The sequence below is a fragment of the Microcoleus sp. Pol10D4 genome, from assembly GCF_036701555.1.
Classification (GTDB): domain Bacteria; phylum Cyanobacteriota; class Cyanobacteriia; order Cyanobacteriales; family Microcoleaceae; genus Microcoleus.
The window spans coordinates 39,257-52,987 of sequence record NZ_JAUBRA010000011.1 but is presented as its reverse complement, the minus strand read 5'-3'; the positions used below and the strand labels follow the sequence as shown (position 1 = coordinate 52,987).

The 13,731-nt window shown below is 46.6% G+C and carries 26 protein-coding genes; 18 read left to right on the top strand and 8 right to left on the bottom strand.

The features are described from left to right. Window positions 1–100 precede the first annotated feature (100 nt). The 3 genes from QUA36_RS08630 to QUA36_RS08620 all read right to left on the bottom strand — a co-directional run bounded on the left by QUA36_RS08630 (window position 101) and on the right by QUA36_RS08620 (window position 1,465). Window positions 101–622 carry a hypothetical protein gene (locus QUA36_RS08630; protein ID WP_333456782.1) on the bottom strand — a complete coding sequence of 174 codons (522 nt, stop codon included), beginning with the start codon at window positions 620–622 and terminating at the stop codon, window positions 101–103. A gap of 3 nt (window positions 623–625) precedes the next feature. Beyond that, complete coding sequence (locus QUA36_RS08625; protein ID WP_333456780.1) at window positions 626–868, bottom strand: hypothetical protein; 243 nt, start codon at window positions 866–868, stop codon at window positions 626–628. Window positions 869–1,180: 312 nt separating this feature from the next. After that, window positions 1,181–1,465, bottom strand: a complete 285-nt coding sequence (locus QUA36_RS08620; RefSeq protein WP_333456779.1) for a hypothetical protein — start codon at window positions 1,463–1,465, stop codon at window positions 1,181–1,183. A gap of 187 nt (window positions 1,466–1,652) precedes the next feature. On the opposite strand from QUA36_RS08620, the gene QUA36_RS08615 reads away from it, so the two are divergent. From QUA36_RS08615 to QUA36_RS08595, 5 genes are all read left to right on the top strand, one after another. Beyond that, window positions 1,653–2,219 carry a hypothetical protein gene (locus QUA36_RS08615; protein WP_333456777.1) on the top strand — a complete coding sequence of 189 codons (567 nt, stop codon included), beginning with the start codon at window positions 1,653–1,655 and terminating at the stop codon, window positions 2,217–2,219. Window positions 2,220–2,258: 39 nt separating this feature from the next. Next, window positions 2,259–2,501, top strand: a complete 243-nt coding sequence (locus tag QUA36_RS08610) for a hypothetical protein (protein WP_333456775.1) — start codon at window positions 2,259–2,261, stop codon at window positions 2,499–2,501. Window positions 2,502–2,535: 34 nt separating this feature from the next. After that, window positions 2,536–2,748: a hypothetical protein gene (locus QUA36_RS08605; protein ID WP_333456773.1), complete on the top strand. Its 213-nt coding sequence runs from the start codon at window positions 2,536–2,538 to the stop codon at window positions 2,746–2,748. 142 nt (window positions 2,749–2,890) lie between these two features. Next, on the top strand, window positions 2,891–3,862 hold the full coding sequence (locus QUA36_RS08600; RefSeq protein WP_333456771.1) for a hypothetical protein: 972 nt from the start codon (window positions 2,891–2,893) through the stop codon (window positions 3,860–3,862). Window positions 3,863–3,958: 96 nt separating this feature from the next. Then, window positions 3,959–5,200: a GIY-YIG nuclease family protein gene (locus QUA36_RS08595; RefSeq protein WP_333456769.1), complete on the top strand. Its 1,242-nt coding sequence runs from the start codon at window positions 3,959–3,961 to the stop codon at window positions 5,198–5,200. 174 nt (window positions 5,201–5,374) lie between these two features. On the opposite strand, the gene QUA36_RS08590 is transcribed toward QUA36_RS08595, so the two are convergent. The 4 genes from QUA36_RS08590 to QUA36_RS08575 all read right to left on the bottom strand — a co-directional run bounded on the left by QUA36_RS08590 (window position 5,375) and on the right by QUA36_RS08575 (window position 7,587). Continuing rightward, window positions 5,375–5,713 carry an HNH endonuclease gene (locus QUA36_RS08590; RefSeq protein ID WP_333456767.1) on the bottom strand — a complete coding sequence of 113 codons (339 nt, stop codon included), beginning with the start codon at window positions 5,711–5,713 and terminating at the stop codon, window positions 5,375–5,377. A gap of 55 nt (window positions 5,714–5,768) precedes the next feature. Then, window positions 5,769–6,215 (bottom strand): DUF5049 domain-containing protein, encoded by a 447-nt coding sequence (locus QUA36_RS08585; RefSeq protein WP_333456765.1) that lies wholly within the window; start codon window positions 6,213–6,215, stop codon window positions 5,769–5,771. 130 nt (window positions 6,216–6,345) lie between these two features. Further along, on the bottom strand, window positions 6,346–6,543 hold the full coding sequence (locus QUA36_RS08580; protein WP_333456763.1) for a hypothetical protein: 198 nt from the start codon (window positions 6,541–6,543) through the stop codon (window positions 6,346–6,348). Between the two features lie 15 nt (window positions 6,544–6,558). After that, entirely contained in the window at window positions 6,559–7,587 is a 1,029-nt protein-coding gene (locus QUA36_RS08575; RefSeq protein ID WP_333456761.1) for a hypothetical protein, read from the bottom strand. A gap of 128 nt (window positions 7,588–7,715) precedes the next feature. On the opposite strand from QUA36_RS08575, the gene QUA36_RS08570 reads away from it, so the two are divergent. The 13 genes from QUA36_RS08570 (at window position 7,716) to QUA36_RS08510 (ending at window position 13,281) form a co-directional block, all read left to right on the top strand. Further along, window positions 7,716–7,997 (top strand): hypothetical protein, encoded by a 282-nt coding sequence (locus QUA36_RS08570; RefSeq protein ID WP_333456759.1) that lies wholly within the window; start codon window positions 7,716–7,718, stop codon window positions 7,995–7,997. Further along, a complete protein-coding gene (locus QUA36_RS08565; RefSeq protein ID WP_333456757.1) occupies window positions 7,994–8,224 on the top strand; it encodes a hypothetical protein in 231 nt (76 codons plus the stop codon). Before QUA36_RS08570 ends, QUA36_RS08565 begins: the two co-directional genes overlap by 4 nt. A gap of 25 nt (window positions 8,225–8,249) precedes the next feature. After that, window positions 8,250–8,696 carry a hypothetical protein gene (locus tag QUA36_RS08560; protein WP_333456756.1) on the top strand — a complete coding sequence of 149 codons (447 nt, stop codon included), beginning with the start codon at window positions 8,250–8,252 and terminating at the stop codon, window positions 8,694–8,696. 9 nt (window positions 8,697–8,705) lie between these two features. Beyond that, window positions 8,706–8,942 (top strand): hypothetical protein, encoded by a 237-nt coding sequence (locus tag QUA36_RS08555; RefSeq protein ID WP_333456754.1) that lies wholly within the window; start codon window positions 8,706–8,708, stop codon window positions 8,940–8,942. Further along, a complete protein-coding gene (locus QUA36_RS08550) occupies window positions 8,939–9,421 on the top strand; it encodes a hypothetical protein (RefSeq protein ID WP_333456753.1) in 483 nt (160 codons plus the stop codon). Before QUA36_RS08555 ends, QUA36_RS08550 begins: the two co-directional genes overlap by 4 nt. A gap of 88 nt (window positions 9,422–9,509) precedes the next feature. Further along, a complete protein-coding gene (locus QUA36_RS08545) occupies window positions 9,510–9,782 on the top strand; it encodes a hypothetical protein (RefSeq protein WP_333456751.1) in 273 nt (90 codons plus the stop codon). An 81-nt stretch (window positions 9,783–9,863) separates the two neighbouring features. Further along, on the top strand, window positions 9,864–10,202 hold the full coding sequence (locus QUA36_RS08540; RefSeq protein WP_333456749.1) for a hypothetical protein: 339 nt from the start codon (window positions 9,864–9,866) through the stop codon (window positions 10,200–10,202). Beyond that, entirely contained in the window at window positions 10,157–10,648 is a 492-nt protein-coding gene (locus QUA36_RS08535; protein WP_333456747.1) for a hypothetical protein, read from the top strand. The genes QUA36_RS08540 and QUA36_RS08535 overlap by 46 nt, the downstream gene beginning before the upstream one ends. A gap of 200 nt (window positions 10,649–10,848) precedes the next feature. After that, window positions 10,849–11,361 (top strand): hypothetical protein, encoded by a 513-nt coding sequence (locus QUA36_RS08530; protein WP_333456746.1) that lies wholly within the window; start codon window positions 10,849–10,851, stop codon window positions 11,359–11,361. 74 nt (window positions 11,362–11,435) lie between these two features. Next, window positions 11,436–11,639, top strand: a complete 204-nt coding sequence (locus QUA36_RS08525; protein WP_333456744.1) for a hypothetical protein — start codon at window positions 11,436–11,438, stop codon at window positions 11,637–11,639. Between the two features lie 193 nt (window positions 11,640–11,832). Further along, window positions 11,833–12,210 carry a hypothetical protein gene (locus QUA36_RS08520; protein WP_333456742.1) on the top strand — a complete coding sequence of 126 codons (378 nt, stop codon included), beginning with the start codon at window positions 11,833–11,835 and terminating at the stop codon, window positions 12,208–12,210. A gap of 39 nt (window positions 12,211–12,249) precedes the next feature. Then, window positions 12,250–12,744, top strand: a complete 495-nt coding sequence (locus tag QUA36_RS08515; RefSeq protein WP_333456740.1) for an HD domain-containing protein — start codon at window positions 12,250–12,252, stop codon at window positions 12,742–12,744. 24 nt (window positions 12,745–12,768) lie between these two features. After that, window positions 12,769–13,281 carry a hypothetical protein gene (locus QUA36_RS08510; protein ID WP_333456738.1) on the top strand — a complete coding sequence of 171 codons (513 nt, stop codon included), beginning with the start codon at window positions 12,769–12,771 and terminating at the stop codon, window positions 13,279–13,281. 19 nt (window positions 13,282–13,300) lie between these two features. Here the strand turns inward: QUA36_RS08510 and QUA36_RS08505 are convergent, their stop codons facing one another. Next, the gene (locus QUA36_RS08505; protein ID WP_333456736.1) at window positions 13,301–13,603 is read right to left on the bottom strand and encodes a hypothetical protein; all 303 of its coding nucleotides are present in this window, start codon (window positions 13,601–13,603) and stop codon (window positions 13,301–13,303) included. Window positions 13,604–13,731: the final 128 nt, after the last annotated feature.

The window sequence follows — 13,731 nt, the reverse complement described above, 5'->3', positions numbered from 1 at the left end:
TTTTGTTGTTCGCCGTCTCTTCTAAAGACTGCGGACTCTTTTTTTTGGTCTGGTCTAATCGATGCGGGCGGTCGCTTGTCGGCAACAGCCTTTGCCAATTTTAAACTCGAACGTATTGCTTAGATTGCTGGGTGGCAAGGAATTTCTGATAAGCTTCCTTATCGCCACCGCATGAATCCACAGAAACCTGGCTAACAATCTCATAAGTCATTGTTTCAGCTTCCTCTGGTGTCAAAGGCTGGCGTTCGCAATAAGCAATCTGTACATCCCGAAACTCCGGCATATCCCCTTCAATCTCTGATAGGTCAGCTTCGTACCGAAACACCTTGACCACTACCCAGTCTGAGGGAGTGACAAGGTAAGCTTTCCAAGGGCTACCCTCTTTTTTTACGTGGTAAGTGAGCCGTTCGCCAAGTTTGACCTGACGCTTGAGTAGTGGACGCGAATCGTGGGAAAGCTGCAACAGTCGAGTCAACTGTTTCCCGATAACAAGCTCTTTACTCTCGATCGGCACCCATTTTTCTTGCTCTTTGACTAGGTAAAGGTTCAGCGTAGACTTGCTTGCCAATGGGTCGTATAGTTCGATGTCTTCAGTTGGTGTTATTTGTTCGAGTAATGTCATTGTTTATACCTCATCTTTATCTCGATCGTCTTGGTGGTCGCCCCACATATCCCAAAAACTCGTCTGTTTGCCTTTGAAGACGCAATCGACTTCGAGGTCTGAATCATCCTCGTTTTGTTCAACTCTTTTGAGTTCCCATCCATACTTCTTTTCCATCTCCTTGCAATCCTCTTCAGATGATGCCGAATGTCTGTTTTCCTGCTCCGAGTCGTCGTCTCCATTTTTGCTAAATGGCCATCCAATCATTGCGGTCACTCCTTAAAATGGATGTATTTTGAAACCTCCAGCTTTTTATTTCTTCCTGGGGGTCTTGGAACTCAAAAAGTTTGAAATGCCGTTCTTAGCTCTGGTTCTACGTAAATGCAGTCCACCAAAGTTTTTGGCAAAAAATCTGAGACATTTTGAACTTTTAATCCAGCACACTTGGCGTTGCTGTTTTGGGTATACACCAAACGCGAGATAAACAAAGCTTGGTGTATACCCGTAGTTCAGCCTAGTTTTTCAAGTAGTGTTTCCCATTCCATAATTTGATTTTTTAGCAATTGGATTCGATCGCCCTTAGCCTTGCGCTTGAGAAACAAACCCCTGCCGCCAAGTTCTTCGCGAGCTAATGCGATACTCTGCTCCAACACTTTTGGTCAACGTCTCCCTATCCTCCTTTCCTAGCTCAGTGTCGGTCATTCCCACCATCTGACGGGCGAACTGTTCCAAGAATTCAGAGCGCGATATGTCAAGAGCCTCCGCCCTGGTGTCGATCGCCTTCATCGCGGTAGGAGTCACAAAAATGCTGTAGCGCTCTTTGTTTTCGCCCCAAGCGCTGCGTTCAGCCGGTTTTCTGGTCATTTGTCTGTGTATGCACAACATTTTTCATCATAGGGCTTGACAATACCCAAATAAAAGTGCTATGTCTGTGCATACATAATATGTCTGTGCATACACAAACATATTAACACCAAAACCAAACCCCGCCCCCTATGACTGGAAATCTTCTGGGGCGGGGTATGGCACTCACTTTCGGGAGATTTCCTCTATGTTCGCAGATCACGGGCAGCCATCGCAACCCGCCCGACCAAGCTTTGTAGAAATACCCAATCCATGTGTCACCACCACAATGGGACGCATGGAAGTGACCGACGTTCGTTCTGAAACTGTCACTGGTCGCCTACTGGATGACCAAAATAATTTGATAGAGGAAGACGGGCAGCCAGTTTACATCTGCGTTCGGAAACATGAGATTGTGTGTCCCACCGAACGAGCCGACGTGATGAGTTGGTGGGAATTCGGGGAACAAGCGGTTGCGGGACACACGACGCCCCGAAAATATTCCCTCGAATCCTTGATTAATCGCTTGGACGGACTCAATTTGGATGAACTCTACGCTGTCCGAACCTTTGTTTGTTTGGAAGCCGACCCGTTTCAAGCGTATTCGGGTAGCGTCAACAGCGACTTATCCCACTTGCAGGCTTGGTTCCCGACAGTGCGAGTTCTTGAGCGTGTCGAACAAAACCAACTAGCAAGCGCGTTGTGCTGGCGAATAGCTAGCAACTCCAACGCATCAAGCGCACCATCTCCAGGCGACGGGAGGGACGATCGATAGCGCCAGTTTCTTCTATCAACACACCAGTGAGGAATGACTATGACCAACGGCAATGGGTCTAACGGCAATGGGTCTAACGGTGATACGCCCCAACCCGATCCACTACAAAAGTTAACGGAATACGTTGAATCTGTGGAGATTTCTCTGGAAATCCAGGAAGATAAAACAGATGCCATTGAAGATCAGGTGGCAAATCTGACCGAGCAGATAACCGAGTTAAAACAACAAGTGAAAGACATATATGGAGATGAAGAGGACTGGGAACGTATGTCAAAGACTTGACGGGCTTATCATACGCCGTCAGGCTAAAAACCGATTGCAACTGTCTAAGCTGGAGCGAACCAAGCGCTTGCGAGATGAAGCTGCTTTGAGCCGACCTTTTAGAAAGTCTCCCCTGCTAGACTTCGTTGATGATTTGGTACACAGACCCCCAAATCAAGAACAGATGCGCCAACTCAAAGAACTGCTTTTAGAAGAACAGAAGGCGATCGCTAAACTCATTGCTTTAGTTGACCAGCACCTAGATTAGTGGTCTGCCGTTCTCGAAACAGCCCAGCCACACCCGCTGCTGGGCAAGTTTGGTTTTTTGTGGAAGAGGGGCAAGAGCGTTCGGGAATTCTTGATTTCGCTTGGTAAACGCGCTGGGTGGATTAGCTGGAAACAAGTTTAAAATGGTAGCAAAGAAACTTGTTGACAGGTTTATGGCTGACAAACCAAAGGGCGGTCGCGGAAAGAAAGCGCCCTACAACACCAAACAGATGAGAGTACCCCAACCGCTCTGGACTCAAGTAGAAACGCTGTGCGATCGCTACCAGGAATTTATTGCAGCAGGTGGCGATCCTGCCAACCCGCCTTTCTTCCTGGAAAGAGCGATCGTCGCGCCAGCAGCCGAACAAAGATACGCACAAACGACGGACTCGCAACTTTCGACTGAAAGAACCTCCAAGCCGTCCGCCGAAGCCAAACTCTCCAAACACCAGCAGCTTTGGGAGGAATTGAATCCCAGGCAGCAGACATACTTGAGGCTGATTTTTGAAACAGACCAACAGCGGGAAGCGTCCGAGCGTGGGGGCGATTGGCGGCGCTCCGGTACGAGGCCGGCCAGTCAGTGGCGCTGGATCGAGTACGCGGAAATTTTTGGGGTGTCAACACCGTTCAGGATGCGTATCAAGGAAGCGGGAGAAGTTGACCCCGGAACGGGCAGCACGTTCAAGGCATTGGCGACTCGCAAGCTGATTGAAATTCGCTACCCATACGATGACTTGCGGTGGCTCGATTGCAAGCTTACTCTTCAGGGGCGGGCCGTCGCTCGGGCGGGATTGGGTCTGGAAGCACCCAAAAAAGCGCCAAAGGGGCAACTGAAAGAGAGGCAGTGGGCGGCGTTAGTTGCCGCCTACGTTGCGGGGGATGGGGGAGTCAAGAAGGATGAAAACCTAAACTACGGAGGCTTTTCCTGGGAATGGACTTGGCTGAGGTTGCGTGATTACAGTGGCGGGGGACTCATCAAAGAGCGTTCGGGGTTTGTTGGGGGGCGGTACGAACACGACCTCGCTATCACCCAGTTCGGCCGGCATTTCTATCGCTCCAACTGGCAAAAATATCGCGAGCTTTATCCGAACGTTGATGCGCTAACACCCGTGTAGTACCCTTTTTTTGATACAGTTAATATAACTCCAAAGCACGATCGCCTCCTACGATAACCCACCGACAAGCGTGTATCAAAAAAAGGATACTTCCCAATGTGGCTCAGATATGGCATTGACCAAGACAAAACCCTGGTGTCGATCGAAGATGTTCCACGAGGCGGGAAAACTCAGCTAAGGTGTCCTTACTGCGACGGCGAACTGACTGCTAAAAAGGGTCGGCGCAAGGAGCATCACTTTGCCCACACTCACGAAACTTGCCGGCAAGTGAATCGCAGCGCGCGCTTGCTTCCCAACCTGCCCCTGTATGACCATTTCAACATTTGGCTAACTGGCAAAGAACTAGAGCAATTAAAAAAACTCTGGAATCGCTACGGAATCAAAAATAAAGGCATTCCAGAGAAAGAAGCATGGCAAATTTTTACTGACGAAGAATTACTTGAGTTCAACGAATATCGCTACGCTGGTAAATACCAATTTACAAAACTGGGCAAGATTCCATTTGGTGCATTGTCCTTAATGCTGTTTAATCAAGTTCAAGAATCAATATTGTTGGAAAAGCTACAGGAACTTGAAGAAAACGTTCAAGTTGCCGCTCTCGAAAACTCTGCTAACTTCAATGAATGCTTGCGAGATTTGCAAATATATCAAGCTGATTTTCGGAAGATTTTATCTCAGAATCTCTACTACCTACAAATTAATGTGGGCGAACAATCCCTTTATAAAATTGGTGTAACTCAGCGAGACGTTCAAACACGAGTGTCTGAAATTCAAAAAGATTTGTCACCCCATTTTCAAACTGTTTCAATTAAGGTTTTGGGTGTTTGGGCCCATCGCGGAAATGTAGAGAAGTATTTCAAACATCGATATTCGTTCTTCAATATTTCTATTGGCAATCTGACTGAATATTACAACTTTTTTACCCCCGAACAAGCTACAACTGTGCTTCGAGATTTGCGACGGATGGAAGCAAAGGCATTATCAAAGGTTGAAGCAGACATCCTAGAAGGTAAACCTAGTTCGATTGAGCAGTTAATTGAAGGGGTGGAACGTGCTTCTAGGCGCTCGGATGCAATCAAAAAGGGGATGGAACGTGCTAAAAATTGGGGTCAACACATTGGTCGGCCGCCTCGTGCGGAATTGACAGAGAGTTTTTTGGAAAAACCCTCATCGCAACGAGCAATTGCAGCAATTAATGAGGGATTGTCGCTGCGTCAGGCGGCCCAAAAAGCTGGTGTGTCAGTCAATACGGTTCGCAAAGTAAAAGCTATTTTGGATTTGAAATCGGAGATTTATCAATCGGTGCCGGACGCCCCGAAAAGATATCCTCCTAACTGAAGAACAATCGGGGGATTCCAGCCAGCCTCGCTAAATTTGTCTCGATTTTTGTGTCGCTCTAATTTTTGGGTATTCGGTCACGACCCACTCCGAGTATTTTTCCAGGTCGTCCTGCACTATTAGTTTTACCAGCAAGAAAAGTGCATCCTAAACAGATTCAATTGCCGCCAGCGCTCAGTTGATAGTATCCCAATTCACCGCATCATCGGGGAACAGGGATAATTGCCCAGGCGATACGTTGGACTGACCGCGGTTGTGGTAGGACAGGTGACACGCGGTACACAGAGCGATTAAGTTTTCAGGGCGGTTGTCCTCCGGTATCCGATTGCGATGGTGTACCGCCAAAGTTAAAGCACATCGTTCAGATTTGGTTAAGCCGCTTTGTTTGCCGGGTCGGAGTTTACCGGGTCGGAGGCATTGTTGATGGCACTTTGCACAGCGCCAGCCCGCGTTTTCTTTCACCGAGAGCGCAATCTCTTGCCAATTGTCGGGATACCTCTTTGGTTTAGGCATAGCTTATTTTTCCGCAAATAGGGCGATCGCTTTTCCTGCCACCGTTCAATCTATTTTAGAGAGCTGCGAATCCCCTAAAAACACCGCTGCAATAAGTTTCCAAGTTTGCTTCAATCCATTGAGCGGTTTCTAGATATCCCAAAGCTACGGCTTGAAGTCGCACCGTGTTTGCATGGAACATATTGGTCGTGTTTGCTTCTCGAACTGCATCAATCCCTTGGAGGATGCGTTCTGGGATTTGGATCGGTTCCTCTGACTCTAGGGAACCGGGTAGCTTCCCAAGAAACCCATATTCCTTTACCCGCAGCTCGAAGTTAGCCTCAGCTTCAGCTAAATCGGTGAAGTATCGGCCGTAGTAGAACCCACCATCCTGGGTATTGTAAAAGTGCGTTACCCATTCTTCATCCTTGCGCCATTCTCTGAGAGTAATGTAACCGGGGGCTTGAGAGCCATTGCCGGGAATGGGATGCGATTTTAATATGGAGTGGCTTTGAACGTTCATAGATAATTTGTGTGTGTTGAATTAGGAGAATTTGTAGTCGATCGAGTTTGATAACTTGAAAACTAAGTAGCAACTGTCGCAGGGGTGTAGAACTTATTGTGGGTGCATCGGCATTCTTTCATCGGATTAGTTAAGCACGAGGTTTGAGAAATTGTAAAAGTTCATCTCCATGTTTTCCAATCGGGTTATAGCCTATTGGCAGCCAAAAGTAATCGGAACCCCAATAATCGCCGTCAAAATCTTTGAGCCACCAATCGTCATCTACACCGCCCAAACAAATCTTTTCTGCGTTGAAATAAAGCTTGATTCGTTGAAATTTATTAACCATCGGTTGAACCATCAATCAAAAAGCTGGGGGATACTCAAAAGCAGGTTGCCAGTTACTATTAATTAGCCTACCCGTTTTTGCTGCATTGTAGTTCCTCTCCAAAAAAGAGCGGCGCTTGGCTTCTGAATTACCCGTCTGCTGTATCAGTGTTTCGCGTAACGGGTGGTGGCTGCCAATCAAAAACTCGTTCCTGGTGTTGAGCCTTTCTAGAAACCGAAGCTGGGGGAGCCGGTCGAATTTCCCACCCACACCCCGATTGCAGCTAACGCAAGCTAGCACGAGATTCCAGATGCCGTCAATGGGATGAGCGATGTTGTCGTTAATGAGAACGCGGGGGAAAAAGTGGTCTACATCCGTTAAATCGGTCGCACTGCTGATAATCGAAATATCGCCAAAGCAGTAGAAACACTTACCTTTTTGATAGCCGTTTAAAGCACCGCGACACGAGGTAATGTTGACACGGCGAGCGCGACTCTGAGTAAATAGCAGGCTTTCGTCGAGGTCGCAACCAATGGAGATTAGGTTGCGGGATACTTTCAACTCCCATGCCGTTTCCACCAACCGCCACCGCGCGTCAACCTCTTGGGGTAAGTTCTGCCCCTGGTTTCCTTCCAACATCCCAAATAACTCATCGGTCAGAGCGATCGCTTTAGCACCCCGGCTTTCACTGCTGAAGAAACGCACAGGTGTCTCCGCTTTATTGACGTTGTGAAACGCATCAATTACGCAACTGAAGCCAAGCTTGACTGTTACCTCAACTAACTGCTCCCTGCTGATAATGCCTGCGTTAAAATCCTGGCAAGTTCTTAAATATTTGCTGGACGGCGATGTGGTTTGCTTTGGAACTAGACTCAAGTGTTCGCAAAGGTTCCGTGCAAATGGCTCTGCCAACTCCTCCAAGGTGATGATGCTTTTACCACCGGGTGCTAACTCCAACAGCGATTGAGCTAGCGCAAACTTGTACGAGGCGACGTTCTTGCCAAAGAGAATGATACCCCGCCAATAATCCTCTATTGATGGTGCATCTCCCCAAAATTCTGACATACGCGCCTTGACAATAGTTCGTAAACTAACTACACTAGCTAGCAGGTTATCAAAAAGGCGATCGCCCAAGTCCGGTCAAAGTCGAGAGCGATCGCCCCGTACCCAAAGCAAGTTCGGATACAAGATTAATGAAAGCACAGATTTACGTGAACAGGCACATCACTGCCGCCAATAAAAAAGCTAGCAAGCTCAGGGGAGTTTTGGTGGACGATCGGGCTATCAGCATCAACACTTACTTGGGGTCGGTCTATGCCAAACGGGTAGAGTTCACCGGTGGCTGCGTGTTGATTCAGGATGCAAGCAAAGCTCGGTGTTCGGGAGCGACTATTTGGATTGAAGCTGCATTCGATAGTTTGGTGATAGATGGGGTAGCAGCAGACCGATCGATGTTCGACAAGGAGGGAAGATGACAGTTAAAGAACTCATAGAAGCATTAACAATGTGCCATCCTGATGCCGAAGTTGAGTTTTCCTTAGACTTTGAAGGAGATGGCGCATTAGTTGCGGTCGAACACCAAGTAATTGGTAGGCGAGAACAAATTAACCCGCAGGATGTCGGATGCGTTTACCTACATAACACGAAAAATGACTTCACGCATGACGAACCTTTGTGCAACGGCAATCTATTCATCACCTAAATCAATAACCCAGGAGCCTAGCATCATGTATCACGAATTAATCGAAATACTAGCAGTAGAGCTAGCCAGACGACAGGGATACTCAATTAGAAACATCAATACCAATAATCCCAAGTTTCAGGTCTACCCAGCAATGGCTAAAGTTTCCCTTGAAACCATTGATGGGTTATTGAAAGAAGAAGGTATCAAGTTCAAAGACCTGGAAGTGTACACTATCGGGCGAACATCTTCCTCTCCCAGTGCCAACATTCTGCTGTTGGATGAATTGACCGACAGACTGATCGTTAATCTAGCTAAGGTTAACAGACAAATAATTGAAAAGATATACTTGGGCGATGTCATTATCCAAGTGTATTTAGAAATGGTCAGAACTTGTTTGAGGGAAATTAATAGTTTCCTCTCACAAAGAAAGCTAGAATTTGAGGACTTAAAAGTGTCCGAAATGTGTCAGATACCAACCCTATCAAATTAGGTCATAACAATGTATTACGAATTACTCGAAAGATTGGCGCTTATACTAGCCAAAACAGAAGGATGGGAGATTGAAGATATTCATGGCGATAATCCGAGAATGAAAGTGTATCGAAAGATGGCAGCAGCCTGCTTGGGTGAAATCGACAATTATCTGGAAGAACAAGAAGTTGAATTCGGGGACTTAGAAGTTAATGCAAGGTACGAGATGCCGCAGGTACTAAATCATGAGGAAGGCTCAACATGAATCAACCCAATCAATACGATGTTGTACTCGGTGGTTGCAATTCTCAACCGATGCCGGGAAGTGCTGTTAGAGGAATAACTAATAGATATTTCCACCCGGAACACCGCCAATTTTGCTTGGATATGGCAGCAGCTCAGTTGCCAGTCACCCATTATGACGGTCGGTTCTATTGGTCGGGACCCTCTGTGATAGTTGGCGACATTCAAGATGTTCTCGGCGCAACTAAAGTCAAGTGCGTTTGGGATGAGGTGGGTTCCCGATTTGTGGTGTATCCCAGAGCGTACAGTCACGGAGCGATCGCTCTTATGCGAAGTTTAGACAAGGTAGATATTATCGATATCGATTTCTTCACGCAGCGGGGACAGCCTCACAAAACGCTAGCAGAGAATTGCTTGGAGGTGATCTATCGTGAATTCGGTTTAAGGGTTATCTGCCGTGAATTTGGTTTAAAAGTGATCCTGCATGAGGGTGTTTCATGACTAAATACGTTCATTAATTGGGACATTTACTCAAAGTTTAGATGCCTTACCATTAGAATTCTTGCAACCAAGATGAGGAAAATAAGCAATGAAATTACCAGTCACTTGGGAAGATGCCCAAAGCTTGCCCATTCCTGCTGATGATGAATTAGAAATCGTAGCAGGATTAACAATGCAAGAGGTGTACCAAGTATACCGAGATAGGGGAGGAAGAGCTCTTTTTGATAACTCTTGTTACTATTTTGCACGGCAAGCCGGTTTCAGAATCCCTGAAGAAAAGTTTCCAGAATTTTTAGAATTCTGTAAAGCCAAATGGAGGTTGATAATCCAGTACCTAGAAACCGAGTATCGAGTCCGCTAGTCGGTTATTAACTCACAACACAATCAAGCTTTAATATGCGCTATCTAAAGCTTGGTTGCCACATACTATAGAACAACACAGATGTTTGTAGCTCAATCCATCAGACAACCCGAACAGTTTTACTACGCCCATACTTTGTCGAGTGCTAGGCGCTGGAAAACGCGCAGGGGTGCTGACAAAGCTGTTGCTCAATACCCCAACAGTTACATAGTAATCGCAGAAGCGGAAATAGGTTCACCAGAACATCAAGCCATGTTTCTGATAGCTCGCATCCAAGTAGAAAAAGCAGCAGAACAGGCTTATCGGAATCATAGTTCCGAGGCTTTCTCACCCGAATACCCTGACACTCATTTTGAAGAATTGGCGGTGCGGGCTTGGGAACGCTACCAGCAGCAGCGGTTGCAGGAGGCTGCGAGTTGAGTTTGTACGCCATCAGGTTCAAAAAGGATACTCAAGTGCGCTATGCCACCGAAACGCAGGGAAATCCCGAATACAATGCCATTGATTCGGCTCATTTGGAAGGAGCGAAGAAGTGGAAAACGGAACGGGGTGCTAAAAAGTATCTCGAATCTCATGTTTTGGTGGGACGGCAGGGTGAAAGAATCCAAGCCCGGTGGACTGCGATCGAAGTTGTGGAAATCTCAGCGCAGCAACAATATCACACCAACAATCCCGAAGTTATCCGCAAAGCTAAAGCTAAGTACGATAGCAAGCGCCCCGTGTTCTCGTTTCGCCCCAAGCCAGAGATTTTAGAATGGTTAGAGAAGGAGCGATGTGAGGATGAAAGTGATGCCGATTTACTCAACCGGAAGCTGGGAAAGTTAATGAATCTGGAACAACAATCAGGAGGAGATTGTAGCCATTGAAACAATTAAGGCAACATTACTGTCAGAAATCGAACAATTAGAGGAATCGTTGCAGATAATTGCGCGCCGGGTCAAAGAATGCAAGGCAATAGGTTCGCACACGAATGTGGATGCTTCCAAAGTTAACAATTTGATTGGCAAATATCAATTGTTGGTGGAGATGTCAAACAAAGTAACCGAAGTAACCGAACAACAAAGCGATGAACAATCCAACTGAAACTACTGAATTAGAGGAATTCAAAGGATACTTGCAAGATTTAGTTGCTGTGATGAAAAAAGTACCAGGCAGAACGGATTGGAAGTATCGGGGTTTTGAGGAATTGGTTTTAGAGTGCGGAAGGGTGATGGAACCCAAACCGCTACCCAAAAACATCAAACAAGGTCAACCGAGATTGTGCTACGCTAACTGCCAGCGCTTACTCTTAAAAAACCGCAGCCTCACTTACGTTGAAGGCTACGCAATGGCGGAAGGCGTATCTATCCCGCTGCACCATGCTTGGCTGCTCGATGCCAACGGATACGTCATCGACCCGACTTGGGAACCTTTCGGCTGTTGTTATTTGGGCATTCCCTTGTCTACATCGTGGGTAAAATCAATTTGGAATACTCGAAAGCAGAAGGGGTACAGTGATGAATTGAGCATTTTGCAGGGGAATCATCTCGAAGATTTTTCGATTTTCAAACAAGGATTCCCGGCAGACGCTCTTGCTTAACTTTCCATTACTTAAAGACCATTGCCGATTAACTCAAACTCTAAGTCCACTTATTCAGGTTAAGGATTGTTCTTATGATGTACGACTTTGTTTATTGTTTTACCATTAACGATAAAGTAAACTGGTCAGCCGAAAATACGGCTGATTTGTTGCAAAGAGCTGCCTGCGATAGTGACCGCCAACTCATTGAAGAGTTTGCCCAGCAAGCAGAGGCGGGTAGTTTCATTACCCTTAATTCAGGAGATTTGATATTCTGCACCCGCACTCCTAAAAAATAGCAATAGCTGGGCGGGTAACGATAAATAACGGTTGCCCCGCCCGCGATTAAGTTTTTATTGATGTGGGGCTGTTAGAGTATCCAAAGATTTTCAACCTAGGATTATCGGCTGATGCTCTTGCTTAACTTTCCATTACTTAAAGACCGTTACCCATCAACTCAAATTATCCATCCACCAAAGAGGAAATTAAGCAATGACTAATTACATCAACACTATGGAGCTGGACGAGTTAACTCACGATTTTTTATCCAGTTTGCCTTCTCACACGCACATGAGTTGGACGGAGTGGCAGAAAGAAGCAGAAGCCTACGGGTTGAATGAGAATGAGATTGCTGAATTACAGCAGTACCTTGAAGTAAACAAACAGCTCACATCCCCTATGAGATTTGCGGGTCGGCAGTGGTGGCTGACTAAACAGGAGATCGAACACGTCGAACTAATCAAGCAGTATTTTCCTAGCAATTGGGAAAATGAAGTTTTAGAGAGGATGCAACGAGGCAGTTTGGGGTACTTAAACAAAGATTGGCGGTTAGAAGAAAGGAAGCAAACTAAGGGCTCAGTTAAACAGTAGCACGCGCAGTATAAAAGATGGTTGAAGGGGGTGGATTCAATGAATATTGCAGACGCAGCTAAAGAATTTGCAATTGCCCAACACGGCACTCAAAAATACGGCGATCGTCCCTACTCGTACCATCTAGCTCAAGTATCTCAAGTGCTAAGCGAATTCGGTTATGCAGACGATGAAGCGATTGCAGCAGCAGGATGGCTCCACGATGTCTTGGAAGATACGCCAACAACTTATGAAATGCTGGTGTCCGAATTCGGGAAAGAAACCGCCGATATTGTGTGGGCTGTAACCACTGAGCCGGGGGGAAATAGAGTCGATCGCTTTCGTAAAACTACCTTAAAAATTCAGTCAAACAAAAAAGCTTTGATTGTTAAATTGGCTGATAGAATAGCCAACACCGAAGCTAGCCTCCAAAGCAATCCCAAGCTCTATAAAATGTACGTCAAAGAGTTTCCCGTATTCAAGGAACTGCTGTACAATTCCCAGGATGTCGAGCTATTTCCCTTGTGGAATCGATTGGAAAGCTCGAACAAGTAAACTCAATATAACAGGAAAATTACCGTGAATACCCTCACCCAAACCGTCTCAGGAGAGCAGATAAAGCACTACTTACAAAGTGTAGTTGCAGCAATGGAAACAGTGCCTATCAGAGCTAATTGGATGTATCAAAGGTACGAAGAATTGATAGTTCAATGCGGGTTTCCGATGGAACCGCAGCTATTACCTCAAACGATCGAACCGGGCGCACCGAAGTTTGGTTACTGGAATTGCCAACAGCTAGCATTTACCGATAACAGCCTCACCTACGTCGAAGGATACGCCCTTCATGCCGATGTCGGATTTCCAATTAGCCATGCTTGGTTGCTCACACCCGATGGATATGCCATCGACCCTACTTGGGATTCTCCCGGTTGCTATTTTGGAGTTCCGCTTTCTACAACATGGGTGGAGTCTGTTTTAGCAGCCCGCACTCGCATAGATAACCTCAGCATATTTGATGGCAATTATATCGAGAAATTCTCGCTGCTCAAAGAGGGATTGCCGATTGATGCTTTTGCTAACTTATTGCGGTGAACTCAACTAAACGTGCGGGTTATCTATCGCTTGCACCGTTCCTTTGATGGTTCCACAGCAATTGTACGAGCAGTTGCAAGTGTTCGAGTTCGGGCTCGAAGCCGCAAGCCTCTTCCCAAGCCTCGGTTAAAGCAGCCCATCCTTCGGGAGTGTCGGGTTTTTGGCGCATTAGGGCGATGAAGTTGGTGGTGGTGCGCGCTTTGGCTGGGTCAATCCCCAACCTCACCAGTTGCAGCTCGAATGGGGGATGGCTGCTGTGGGCGAGGATGTCGGCGTAGTCCGTGTCCAGCAAATCGATTTGTTCGAGCGGCGAGTCAGTCATTTTCTGTATTCCATATTTCTTAGTGCCTCACCATCATTCCACGCTTGTCTGACTCTTGAGCGATCGCCAAGTCAGAGCAGACGAAATACACAGCAGCAGAAACTCGCTTGACGATCGCACACAGTCCC

Excerpts from the sequence above, each read along its gene's own strand:
- QUA36_RS08575 (WP_333456761.1), bottom strand. The coding sequence starts at position 7,587 with ATGTCAGAATTTTGGGGAGATGCACCATCAATAGAGGATTATTGGCGG.
- QUA36_RS08600 (WP_333456771.1), top strand. The coding sequence starts at position 2,891 with ATGGTAGCAAAGAAACTTGTTGACAGGTTTATGGCTGACAAACCAAAG.
- QUA36_RS08620 (WP_333456779.1), bottom strand. The coding sequence starts at position 1,465 with ATGACCAGAAAACCGGCTGAACGCAGCGCTTGGGGCGAAAACAAAGAG.
- QUA36_RS08580 (WP_333456763.1), bottom strand. The coding sequence starts at position 6,543 with ATGGTTAATAAATTTCAACGAATCAAGCTTTATTTCAACGCAGAAAAG.
- QUA36_RS08545 (WP_333456751.1), top strand. The coding sequence starts at position 9,510 with ATGAAATTACCAGTCACTTGGGAAGATGCCCAAAGCTTGCCCATTCCT.
- QUA36_RS08555 (WP_333456754.1), top strand. The coding sequence starts at position 8,706 with ATGTATTACGAATTACTCGAAAGATTGGCGCTTATACTAGCCAAAACA.
- QUA36_RS08585 (WP_333456765.1), bottom strand. The coding sequence starts at position 6,215 with ATGAACGTTCAAAGCCACTCCATATTAAAATCGCATCCCATTCCCGGC.
- QUA36_RS08550 (WP_333456753.1), top strand. The coding sequence starts at position 8,939 with ATGAATCAACCCAATCAATACGATGTTGTACTCGGTGGTTGCAATTCT.
- QUA36_RS08505 (WP_333456736.1), bottom strand. The coding sequence starts at position 13,603 with ATGACTGACTCGCCGCTCGAACAAATCGATTTGCTGGACACGGACTAC.
- QUA36_RS08590 (WP_333456767.1), bottom strand. The coding sequence starts at position 5,713 with ATGCCTAAACCAAAGAGGTATCCCGACAATTGGCAAGAGATTGCGCTC.
- QUA36_RS08625 (WP_333456780.1), bottom strand. The coding sequence starts at position 868 with ATGATTGGATGGCCATTTAGCAAAAATGGAGACGACGACTCGGAGCAG.
- QUA36_RS08560 (WP_333456756.1), top strand. The coding sequence starts at position 8,250 with ATGTATCACGAATTAATCGAAATACTAGCAGTAGAGCTAGCCAGACGA.
- QUA36_RS08615 (WP_333456777.1), top strand. The coding sequence starts at position 1,653 with ATGTTCGCAGATCACGGGCAGCCATCGCAACCCGCCCGACCAAGCTTT.
- QUA36_RS08525 (WP_333456744.1), top strand. The coding sequence starts at position 11,436 with ATGATGTACGACTTTGTTTATTGTTTTACCATTAACGATAAAGTAAAC.
- QUA36_RS08530 (WP_333456746.1), top strand. The coding sequence starts at position 10,849 with ATGAACAATCCAACTGAAACTACTGAATTAGAGGAATTCAAAGGATAC.
- QUA36_RS08630 (WP_333456782.1), bottom strand. The coding sequence starts at position 622 with ATGACATTACTCGAACAAATAACACCAACTGAAGACATCGAACTATAC.
- QUA36_RS08515 (WP_333456740.1), top strand. The coding sequence starts at position 12,250 with ATGAATATTGCAGACGCAGCTAAAGAATTTGCAATTGCCCAACACGGC.
- QUA36_RS08595 (WP_333456769.1), top strand. The coding sequence starts at position 3,959 with ATGTGGCTCAGATATGGCATTGACCAAGACAAAACCCTGGTGTCGATC.
- QUA36_RS08565 (WP_333456757.1), top strand. The coding sequence starts at position 7,994 with ATGACAGTTAAAGAACTCATAGAAGCATTAACAATGTGCCATCCTGAT.
- QUA36_RS08610 (WP_333456775.1), top strand. The coding sequence starts at position 2,259 with ATGACCAACGGCAATGGGTCTAACGGCAATGGGTCTAACGGTGATACG.
- QUA36_RS08570 (WP_333456759.1), top strand. The coding sequence starts at position 7,716 with ATGAAAGCACAGATTTACGTGAACAGGCACATCACTGCCGCCAATAAA.
- QUA36_RS08540 (WP_333456749.1), top strand. The coding sequence starts at position 9,864 with ATGTTTGTAGCTCAATCCATCAGACAACCCGAACAGTTTTACTACGCC.
- QUA36_RS08520 (WP_333456742.1), top strand. The coding sequence starts at position 11,833 with ATGACTAATTACATCAACACTATGGAGCTGGACGAGTTAACTCACGAT.